Raw genomic sequence first — 9,291 nt, 5'->3', positions numbered from 1 at the left:
TTGACAGCCGATCCGGAATTTTTATTTTTCCAGTTTCTGCTGTCAAAATTCCGGAAATTCGCGGCGGGCTACACTGAAAGCGTCCGGAACATTGCCAGCGCGTGTCGGCCATCGGCCAATCGCGGCTGGGGATTATATCGTTGGTAGCGGAGGAGGGATTCGAACCCCCGACACAAGGATTATGATTCCTCTGCTCTAACCTACTGAGCTACTCCGCCGCCGAGCGAAACGGTCAAACGATCGCGTCGTTTTCCGTTCGGGACGGGCGGCTTATAAGGTGCCCTTCCCCAGGGTGTCAAGCGCCGTTTCCGGCAAAAATGCGCGTTCGCGCAAAGGCTTGTGAATTCGCCTCTTCAGGCCGCGGCCTGCACGGCGAGAATGCGCTTCAGCGCCGCCTCCGCGGCTGCCTCGCGCTCGGAGCGGGCGATGAAGCCCCCGCCAAAGACGCGCGCGTCCTCGCCTTCGCCCGAGTAGAGCGCACAGGCCTGCCCCGGCGCCACACCCGCCTCGCCCTCGGCAAGCTCGACGTAGAGGCCGTTATCGTCGGCGTGCAGCATCGCCGGGCGCGGCGGGCGCGTCGACCGCACCTTGGCAAAGCAGGCAAAACCCCTGGCCGCTGCCTCGGCGATGTCGCCGTCGCCGAGCCAGTTGACGTCGCGCAGATAGAGCCGGCGCGTCTCCAGCGCCTCCTTCGGCCCGACGATGACGCGGCGCGAGCGCGCGTCGAGATAGACGACATAGAGCGGCTCGCCGGTGGCGACGCCGATGCCGCGCCGCTGGCCGATCGTGTAGTGCAGGATGCCCTCGTGCCGGCCGAGCACGCGGCCGTCGATGTGGACGATGTCGCCGGCCAGCGCCGCATTCGGCTTCAGCTTGGACACGATGTCGGAATACTTCCCCTGCGGCACGAAGCAGATGTCCTGGCTGTCGGCCTTCTTGGCAACGACAAGCCCCATCTCCTCGGCAAGCGCGCGCGTCTCGGCCTTGGACAGGTGGCCGAGCGGAAAGCGCAGGTAGTCGATCTGCTCCTGGGTGGTGGCAAACAGGAAGTAGCTCTGGTCGCGCTCGGCGTCGACCGGGCGATACAGCGCCCGCCGGCCGGGGTCCGCCGGCGTGGGGTTCGGCCGCGAGCGGATGTAGTGGCCGGTCGCAAGCGCGTCGGCGCCGAGCTCCTTTGCGGTCGCCAGCAGATCGGCAAACTTGACGGTCTGGTTGCAGGCAACGCACGGAATCGGCGTCTCGCCGGCGATGTAGCTCTCGGCGAACGGATTGATCACGGTTTCGCGAAACCGCTTCTCGTAGTCGAGCACGTAGTGCGGAATGCCGAGCGTCTCGCAGACGCGGCGGGCATCGTCGATGTCCTGGCCGGCGCAGCAGGACCCGGCGCGGTGCACGGCGGCGCCATGGTCGTAAAGCTGCAGCGTGATGCCGAGAACGTCGTAGCCTTCGCGTTTCAAGAGCCCCGCGACCACCGACGAATCCACGCCGCCGGACATGGCGACGACAACGCGCGTATCTTCCGGCTTCCTGTCGAAATCAAGACTGTTCACGGCATCCATCCGTTGGTTTTCCATAGGCGGCAAAGCCCCGCTGCATCACGGGCAGCGCGACGCGCATCATGTATTTGCTTGTCTGCATCCCGCCGCCACCAAGCCTGTGCGCTCCAACAACGGGCACATGCATCGGCCAACGGCAATTCGCCCGTATCCAGTACGTCGAGGCGCTGCTGGCCCGACATATAGAAACTTGTGCCGGCCGGAGCAAGAGAAGGCACCGTTCTGCGTCATTCCTGTGCGCCATGCGGCGGCGCGGCGGCCCAGCCGCCGGCTAGATCAGTTTCAACCGCATCGCCGAGGCAATGGCCTGCATCCGGTTCACAGCCCCCAGTTTCTTTGTCGCCGTCTTGAAGTAGCTGCTGACGGTATAGGACGAAATGCCAAGGATGATCGCGATCTCGTCGCTGCTCTTGCCGGCCGCGGCCCAGCGCAGGCACTCGACCTCGCGGCTCGACAGGTTTTCGCGCGATACGGGGCTGGACGCGAAGGTCGGCTCCAGACATTCGAACAACTGGACCGCCGCGAAGTATAGTCCTGCCGTCTCGCCGATTTCGAGCGGCGCGCGCGTGCCGGAAAACAACATGATGAAAGGCTCGCCCGAGGTCGAATGCAACAGGAACGCAGTCGATCTGGCGAGGCCATGACGTGCGGCAAGCTCTGCGGCTCGATCGTCTGCTGCCCGCGCCCTGTCCTTCGGCCCCAGCAGCCGCTGATCGCCGTGCACGGGCCGCTTCGTCGCCGCCACGTCCGCGGCGAGCCGGCTGATGTGGAACACGTCCAGTTCGTCATAGCTCCGCACGAATTCGGAAGCCCAGTTGCTGACCAGGAGCCGCTCAGCGAAGCGGCGCCTTTCGGCGTCCGGAAACCGCACCGCGAGGAAATGGGAAAAGCCGAAATGACCGGCGCAGCGCCGCATCAACTGCAGCACCTCGTACTCCGTCCCGACGCGCTCGAGCGCCGCACCGGTGAGGAATTCCGGCAACGTCGCCTTATCGGGGTCTCTCATCTTGCGTATCCAATGGGTCGGTCCTGATCGCAACCATGCCACGCTGCCACAAGCAAAAGCGAAACCAGCCGATCCACAACGCCTCAGTCAACCGTCCGAAGGGAACATGTGAGAGGATTGCGGCCCTATCCGACGCACCGCCTTTGATCTGGCGCCGTCCTAACAGATGCGATCCGCCGATGAAAATAGTTAAATCTCGTGGGCTCCACGCAATCCTAACTAGACATGAAGAGGAGCGTCGCAATTGCGGCGCCGGCCGTTCGACGCAAAGATCTAATCTGCGGAAACCGCTCAATTTGTTAGCGAATTGTTACGGTCGGCTTAGCCAAATTTTAAATGTGGCAAACTACAGTGGGGCCACATGGTCTTGTGTGTAGTAGAGAGTCCTATGACCGAATTGATACGACCCCGCGTGAAGTATGTCATCGGCCCCGATGGCAGCCCCTTGACGATCGCCGATCTGCCGCCGGCCAACACCCGGCGCTGGGTGATCCGCCGGAAGGCTGAAGTCGTGGCCGCTGTCCGCGGCGGCCTGTTGAGCCTGGAAGAAGCCTGCGAACGCTATACGCTGACCGTCGAGGAATTCCTGTCGTGGCAGTCCTCGATCAACGATCACGGCCTCGCCGGCCTGCGCACGACCCGCATCCAGCAATACAGACACTGAAACGCCTGTTGGCGTTCCGTCAAACCGACCCGCGGCCGCCTGCGTACGGCCGCAATCGCATCTGCAGCAGGCTGGTCATGACCGCCGACGCTGCGTAAAACCACAGACCGGGCTGGGTGAAGGCACTCGCAATACCGGTGGTCTTGGCTGCAACGATCACCAGCGCCACCAGCATCACGTCCATCATCGACCAACGGGCAAGCAGCGGAAGCAGGCCGGCGAGCAGCCGATCGTGCTTGCCGTCGCCCTGGCTGGTTGCCTCGAAGGCAACGCCGATCAGTTTCACAATCGGAAAGACGATGGAGAGAAGGCCGACGATCACGGCGAGCAGCTGGTTTCCCTGCGCCCACAACGAGGCGACGATGCCGAGCAGCGACGGCGTCTCGGCGAAAAAGTAGAGCTTCTCGAACAGGACCAGCGGAAGCACCATTCCGAAGGCGAGCGACAGCGCCGAAAGAACAAGCAGGGTCGGAACGATCAGGGCCATTGCGCGCCTCATGGTGAATCGGTGCTTCATCCATAGCATCTTCACCAAGGACCCGCCGTCTCGACCTGCCGCCGGATGACATCCGCGCCAGAACTGCTAGAACCGACATCGGGACCCGCAGGAGAAGAACGAATGGATATTCGCAGCGCAGAGAACGGCTCGCACGGTCGCTATTCGGTGAGCGTCGATGGGCACGAGGCGGAGATGACCTATTCGCGCACCTCGCCGAAACTGATCATCATCGACCACACCGGCGTTCCAGACGCGCTTCGCGGCCGCGGCCTCGGCCAGGCGCTCGCGCGCCACGCCGTCGAGCAAGCGCGAGCCGGGGGCTGGAAAATCATGCCGCTCTGCCCGTTCTTCCGGGCGCAAGCGATGCGCCACCCTGAATGGAGCGATATCGTCAACCTCTGACGGGCCGACGCGCTGGGCAAGGCGGCGCGGAGGCTGTCCTGGGTTTCAAATCCGGAAAAGCGGGAAGAACCCTCACGAGCGCGGTTTGACCCGGCCGTAAAGGTTCTCCTTGTTGATTGCCGCACGCAGCCGCAGCGCACGAAGTGCGACGTATCCGTCAGGCGCGCAGGCGCACCGCGTTGTCGCGCTCTTCCAACGCCGCTGCCTTGGCATACTCGGCTTCCACCTCCTCCAACGCGATTTCGGCCGCATCCTGCTGCACCTTCAACTCACGAATGGAGACGAGCAGGTTGTCCGCGCGCTGGCGGGCAGCCTTTGCGAAGGTGGGATAGGCAAAGTGGCTCGGATCAGAAATACCGGATTTCTTCTCCTCGATGGCAATCTGACTCTCCAGTTCCTTGGACATCCGCTCGAACTCGGACATCATCATCTGCAACTGGCTCAACTGCCGCCTTTTTTCTTTCACCTGAAACTCCTTCAGGCGAACTAGGCTCTCACGTGGTTTCATACGCAATACTCCCGTGGATAGCGAGACCCCGGCACCTGGCGGGCAGCATCAGCCGCCAACCTTACACGCTTAAGGCCTGCCTCGCCTGATACTCAGATCGAAGCAGGCCGACATTTTGCCCGCGCGCCGGCGAAACGAGCCGGCGTTCACAAAAAATTTCCGCGACCTTAACGAAACCCTACCGCTGGTAACCTTTCGTTTACGGGCATCGTTAATCATAGGTGGCATGATTTAAGGGTCGGTAAATGCAACAGCCAAAATGCCGGGCACCTGATAATCATGAGTCGGAAGAGTCGGATAGCGCATTTTCCTCACAAAACAGGTGAGGAACGCGATCTCAGATTTTTACGTAAATTCAGGGGGCTGCTTAAATTATTTAACAACTTCAATCCATCTTGCCAGAGTGAATCAGAATTTGTTAACCATTCGGTGGCAGCCTCCAAATCAGGCAACAACTGGATCCGTATCGCGTAGAGGGGCCAGGACACCTTGAGCGGCGGAAAAGGGGACGGAAATGCGGGTACTACTTATTGAAGACGACAGCGCGACAGCGCAGAGCATCGAGTTGATGCTCAAATCCGAAAGTTTCAATGTCTACACGACGGATCTCGGCGAAGAGGGTGTCGATCTCGGCAAGCTCTACGACTACGACATCATCCTGCTGGACCTGAACCTGCCGGACATGTCGGGCTACGAAGTGCTGCGCACGCTGCGCCTGGCCAAGGTCAAGACGCCGATCCTGATCCTCTCCGGCATGGCCGGCATCGAGGACAAGGTGCGCGGCCTCGGTTTCGGCGCCGACGACTACATGACCAAACCCTTCCACAAGGACGAACTGGTTGCCCGCATCCATGCCATCGTTCGCCGCTCGAAGGGCCATGCACAGTCGGTGATCTCGACCGGCGAGTTGATTGTCAACCTCGACGCCAAGACCGTCGAAGTCGGCGGCCAGCGGGTCCACCTGACCGGCAAGGAATACCAGATGCTCGAGCTGCTCTCGCTGCGCAAGGGCACGACGCTGACGAAGGAAATGTTCCTCAACCACCTCTATGGCGGTATGGACGAGCCGGAGCTGAAGATCATCGACGTCTTCATCTGCAAGCTGCGCAAGAAGCTCGCCAATGCCGCCGGCGGCGCGAATTACATTGAGACGGTCTGGGGCCGCGGCTACGTGCTGCGCGAGCCGGATGGCGAATACGCCGAGATCGCCTGAGCAAGCCGAGCTAGACCCGCATCGAACCCGCCGCAACGGCGGGTTTTTTGCTGTCAGGGGCGAGCAGGCAGCCAGCGAACGCGGTCAGACCCGCGATGGCGGCAAAAGCCCGGAGACATCGCCGAACAAAAACGGCCGCTCAACGCGGCCGTTTCCAAGGGCATGTTTAAGGCATGTCGCGCAAAAGTGTGGAGCGGTTTTGCGAAAAACGACATGCGATAAAACAAGGACTTAAAGCGCGGGAAGCGACTCCGAAGGATCGCGACCCGCTTTAGGCTGAGAACCCGCGCATCAGGCGGCGATAGAGAGATTGGCAAAGACCGTCGTGAGGATCTTGCGATCGAACGGCTTCAACAGAAAGTCGTCCGCCCCGGCACGCTTGCCCATCATCATCTTCTTCAGGTCGGCCTCGACGACGCAGTAGAAGATGCGCACCGTCTCGCCCTTCGGCAGCATGCGGAGGTTGGCGATCAGTTCGAGGGCGCCATCCATAGTCGAATCAACGATCACTACGTTGGGCAAATCCGCCTCACAGCGGACCAGCGCCTCCAGCGAGTTGGACGCCTCGAGCACGAGGTAGTCGAGTCCCGACAGGATGCGTTTTCCAACCTTGCGCACGACATCGGAACCGTCGGCAATCATGATGCGCCGCATAGCCTACTCCAATTTCCCGCTCACACGAGCGGCCAATTATGAAGCAAGTGTAGCCATCTCTGGCAAACAAATGGTTACCGGGATTGCGCTCCGCCACCTTCTCGTCAGGCTGCCGCAGGCACCTTGGCGATGAAGGTGATTTCTTCGGCCGACGGAACGATCTCCAGGTCCATGCCCGCTTCCTCGGCGAGGAGAACCGTGTAGTAGGGCTGGATCGTATGGGCATCGACCGCCTCTTCGAGGTGGCCGGACAGCACCTCGACAAACTTCGGCGGCACCCGCAGCATCCGCCCTTTCGCGGTCAGGCGAAACTCCGCGTCAAGGTCGGGACGCTCGAGGGTGATGTCGATCGAGCCGCCGCGCGGGATCGCGCCATAGGCGACGAGAAAAAGGTTCAGCAGCAGCTTGACGCGGTTCTTGGCGACAATGGCCCGCGGTCCGCTCCAGGTGATCTCGGTCTTCTTTTCCGCAGCGGCAAAGTCACGCGCGGCTTTCTCCGCCTCGCCCGTGTCGATCGAGGCGCCGACGGACCCCGAGGCACCGAAGGCGAGCCGGGCGAACTTCAGCCGCACCGAGGCGTTCATCGCACTGGTGCGGATAAGGTCCATGGCGTCTTCGTCCGCCCCGCCCTCGTCGAGCAGTTCAAGCCCGTTGTTGATAGCACCGACCGGGGAAATGACGTCATGGCACACGCGGCTGCACAGCAGCGCCGCAAGGTCGGGACCGCTCAGGGTGAGGTTCGGATTCTTCGCCATCATATTCTCCAGAAGGCCCTGTCCGACAGCGGCGATCTGCAACCGTCAGGCGGGTGGATTTGTTCAATTGTCACCTAGCACGCAAAAGTTGTGCCGAGCAGGCTCAATTAGAGGTCAGCCATAAAGACACCACATTTGGTAAACCGATTGTTAACACGATCCGGTCAAATTGCCATTCACGACAACGTCCTGAACCAGCACGGGGGTAGTGACATGTGTGCGTCACATTTGACCAGGAGAACCGTCCTCCTCGCCGCGATCGGGGCGATGGCCGCACCGGTGGCGACACACGCGCAGAGCACCAGCGGATCGCAGTACACCGTTCAGGAGATCGTTGACGCCGGGCACAGCTTCTTCGGCTCCACCACTGGCGGCCTCGCCAAGGTGGTCGAGCGCGCCTTCGAATCCTACGGCCTGCCGAACGGTTACATCCTCGGCCAGGAGGGATCGGGCGCCTTCGTCGCCGGTCTCACCTACGGCGAAGGCGAAATGAACACGAAAAACGTCGGCAGCCACCCCGTTTTCTGGCAGGGCCCGTCCCTTGGCCTCGACTGGGGCGGACAGGGCAGCCGCACGATGATGCTCGTCTACAACCTTCCGGATGTGAACGCGCTCTACACCCGCTTTGCCGGCGTCTCCGGCTCGGCCTATGTTGTTGCCGGCGTCGGCATGACGGTTCTGACCGAGCGGAACATGGTCATCGTGCCGATCCGCACCGGCATCGGCGCCCGCCTCGGCATCAATGCCGGCTATCTGAAGCTGACGCGTAGCCCCACCTGGAATCCATTCTAGTACGCCATCGCGCCACACGCGCGAGGTTACCGGCGTAACTGAAATTGTTCGTGAACCCCTGTGCAACAGGGCTCTGATCGCTATAGTGCGAGAGGTCGACAGGGAAACAGGACAGACGTCGCCGTGATCGAATACGCCCTGCTATTTGCCTTGGGTTTCCTGGCGGCAACGCTGACGGGTCTGCTGGTCGCACCGGCCATCCAGCGTCGCATCGTCGCCTATACGGAGAACCGCATGAAGGCGACCATGCCGCTCAGCCCGCAGGAGGTCAGGGCGCAGACGGACATGGCGCGCGCAGCCTTTGCCGCCGAAAACGCCCGTGTTTCGCAAAAGCTCATACGCGAGCGAGAGAAGAGTACACAGCTTTCGGTCCGGATTGAGACGCTGAAGCGAGACATCGGCCGACTGGCGGCCGACAACGCCGATCTTAAAGCGCAGATCGAGGATATGAAGGTGGAAGCCGGCGACCTGCGCTCGGCCCTGCGCCACGAGGACCAGAGATACGGACAGTTGAAGGCCGAGTTGGAAGCGGCAGAGCGCGAAATCTTGCACCGGAAGCGCGATATCGAAATCCTGAACGCCAACCGGGATCTCGTCCAGACCGACCTGAACGACAGCATGATCGTCGGTGCCGCGCGCGAAACCGAGCTGGAGAACCTCAACAGCCGGATCAGGACGCTGCGGCACGAGCGCGAGAAATTGCTTGATGGCCTCCGCGCCGCCCAGGCTCAGTTGAAGGATGCCGGGCTGAAACTGTCGCGAGAGGAAGGCCGATCGCGCCAGCTTGAGGCAAAGCTGACGCGCGAGACCGCAGAGATCGGACGCCTGCGCGAAAAATTGAAGAACGTGGCGGTCTTCCCCAAAACCTCGGCCAGACCACGCACACAGGAGACGAAGGCGTTGCTCCCCCCCGTATCGTCACCCGGCGAATTCGCCAACGGAACACCAGCAGCCAATGGCACAAACAGCATCGACATCGCTTCGCTCGAGGCGGATGTACGCGATCGCAGCGCCGCCATCACGCAACACCTGGCCCAACCGCCGTCGCCGGAGGCCGATGCGGCACTGCGCGAGGAGATCGCCGACGTCGCGGCACGGATGATCGTTCTGACGGATGCGCGCGAAGGCGCGGCCTCGCCGATCCGCAGCCTGCTGAACCAGCCCGGCCCGCCCGCCGATGTCGGCCGCACCAGCCTGGCGGACCGCGCCAAGGACATGCTGCCCCCGCGCGAGTAGCAAATC

General features: G+C 61.9%; 11 protein-coding genes and 1 tRNA gene. 5 read left to right on the top strand and 7 right to left on the bottom strand.

Annotated features, from left to right (window positions below; all coding sequences use genetic code 11):
• Nucleotides 1-141: 141 nt before the first annotated feature.
• From JNC62_RS08815 to JNC62_RS08805, 3 genes are all read right to left on the bottom strand, one after another.
• A tRNA-Met gene (locus JNC62_RS08815) sits at nucleotides 142-218 on the bottom strand.
• A 135-nt stretch (nucleotides 219-353) separates the two neighbouring features.
• A complete protein-coding gene (mnmA, locus tag JNC62_RS08810) occupies nucleotides 354-1,559 on the bottom strand; it encodes a tRNA 2-thiouridine(34) synthase MnmA (RefSeq protein WP_374837891.1) in 1,206 nt (401 codons plus the stop codon).
• Between the two features lie 268 nt (nucleotides 1,560-1,827).
• The gene (locus JNC62_RS08805; protein WP_374837889.1) at nucleotides 1,828-2,562 is read right to left on the bottom strand and encodes a helix-turn-helix transcriptional regulator; all 735 of its coding nucleotides are present in this window, start codon (nucleotides 2,560-2,562) and stop codon (nucleotides 1,828-1,830) included.
• 388 nt (nucleotides 2,563-2,950) lie between these two features.
• Here JNC62_RS08805 and sciP point away from each other — a divergent pair, with 388 nt between their 5' ends.
• Nucleotides 2,951-3,226, top strand: a complete 276-nt coding sequence (gene sciP, locus JNC62_RS08800; protein WP_007769470.1) for a CtrA inhibitor SciP — start codon at nucleotides 2,951-2,953, stop codon at nucleotides 3,224-3,226.
• Nucleotides 3,227-3,245: 19 nt separating this feature from the next.
• Here the strand turns inward: sciP and JNC62_RS08795 are convergent, their stop codons facing one another.
• Nucleotides 3,246-3,713 carry a paraquat-inducible protein A gene (locus tag JNC62_RS08795; protein ID WP_374837887.1) on the bottom strand — a complete coding sequence of 156 codons (468 nt, stop codon included), beginning with the start codon at nucleotides 3,711-3,713 and terminating at the stop codon, nucleotides 3,246-3,248.
• 132 nt (nucleotides 3,714-3,845) lie between these two features.
• Here JNC62_RS08795 and JNC62_RS08790 point away from each other — a divergent pair, with 132 nt between their 5' ends.
• Nucleotides 3,846-4,127, top strand: coding sequence for a GNAT family N-acetyltransferase (locus JNC62_RS08790; protein ID WP_374837885.1), 282 nt, complete (start codon nucleotides 3,846-3,848; stop codon nucleotides 4,125-4,127).
• Between the two features lie 157 nt (nucleotides 4,128-4,284).
• Here JNC62_RS08790 and JNC62_RS08785 read toward each other — a convergent pair whose 3' ends face one another.
• On the bottom strand, nucleotides 4,285-4,635 hold the full coding sequence (locus JNC62_RS08785; protein WP_374837883.1) for a flagellar export protein FliJ: 351 nt from the start codon (nucleotides 4,633-4,635) through the stop codon (nucleotides 4,285-4,287).
• 514 nt (nucleotides 4,636-5,149) lie between these two features.
• Between JNC62_RS08785 and ctrA the strand changes: the two genes are divergently transcribed.
• Entirely contained in the window at nucleotides 5,150-5,848 is a 699-nt protein-coding gene (gene ctrA / locus JNC62_RS08780; protein WP_374837881.1) for a response regulator transcription factor CtrA, read from the top strand.
• A 291-nt stretch (nucleotides 5,849-6,139) separates the two neighbouring features.
• On the opposite strand, the gene JNC62_RS08775 is transcribed toward ctrA, so the two are convergent.
• Together JNC62_RS08775 and chpT are read right to left on the bottom strand one after the other, a co-directional pair.
• Nucleotides 6,140-6,502, bottom strand: coding sequence for a response regulator (locus tag JNC62_RS08775; RefSeq protein ID WP_374837879.1), 363 nt, complete (start codon nucleotides 6,500-6,502; stop codon nucleotides 6,140-6,142).
• A gap of 104 nt (nucleotides 6,503-6,606) precedes the next feature.
• Nucleotides 6,607-7,257 carry a histidine phosphotransferase ChpT gene (chpT, locus tag JNC62_RS08770; protein ID WP_374837877.1) on the bottom strand — a complete coding sequence of 217 codons (651 nt, stop codon included), beginning with the start codon at nucleotides 7,255-7,257 and terminating at the stop codon, nucleotides 6,607-6,609.
• 267 nt (nucleotides 7,258-7,524) lie between these two features.
• Between chpT and JNC62_RS08765 the strand changes: the two genes are divergently transcribed.
• Both JNC62_RS08765 and JNC62_RS08760 read left to right on the top strand, forming a co-directional pair.
• The gene (locus JNC62_RS08765) at nucleotides 7,525-8,049 is read left to right on the top strand and encodes a DUF1134 domain-containing protein (RefSeq protein ID WP_374837918.1); all 525 of its coding nucleotides are present in this window, start codon (nucleotides 7,525-7,527) and stop codon (nucleotides 8,047-8,049) included.
• A gap of 123 nt (nucleotides 8,050-8,172) precedes the next feature.
• Complete coding sequence (locus JNC62_RS08760) at nucleotides 8,173-9,285, top strand: hypothetical protein (RefSeq protein WP_374837875.1); 1,113 nt, start codon at nucleotides 8,173-8,175, stop codon at nucleotides 9,283-9,285.
• Nucleotides 9,286-9,291: the final 6 nt, after the last annotated feature.

Origin of the sequence: Mycoplana ramosa (assembly GCF_041930185.1) — a bacterium.
Classification (GTDB): Bacteria; Pseudomonadota; Alphaproteobacteria; order Rhizobiales; family Rhizobiaceae; genus Mycoplana; species Mycoplana ramosa.
This window is presented reverse-complemented; position numbering and strand designations above follow the sequence as displayed.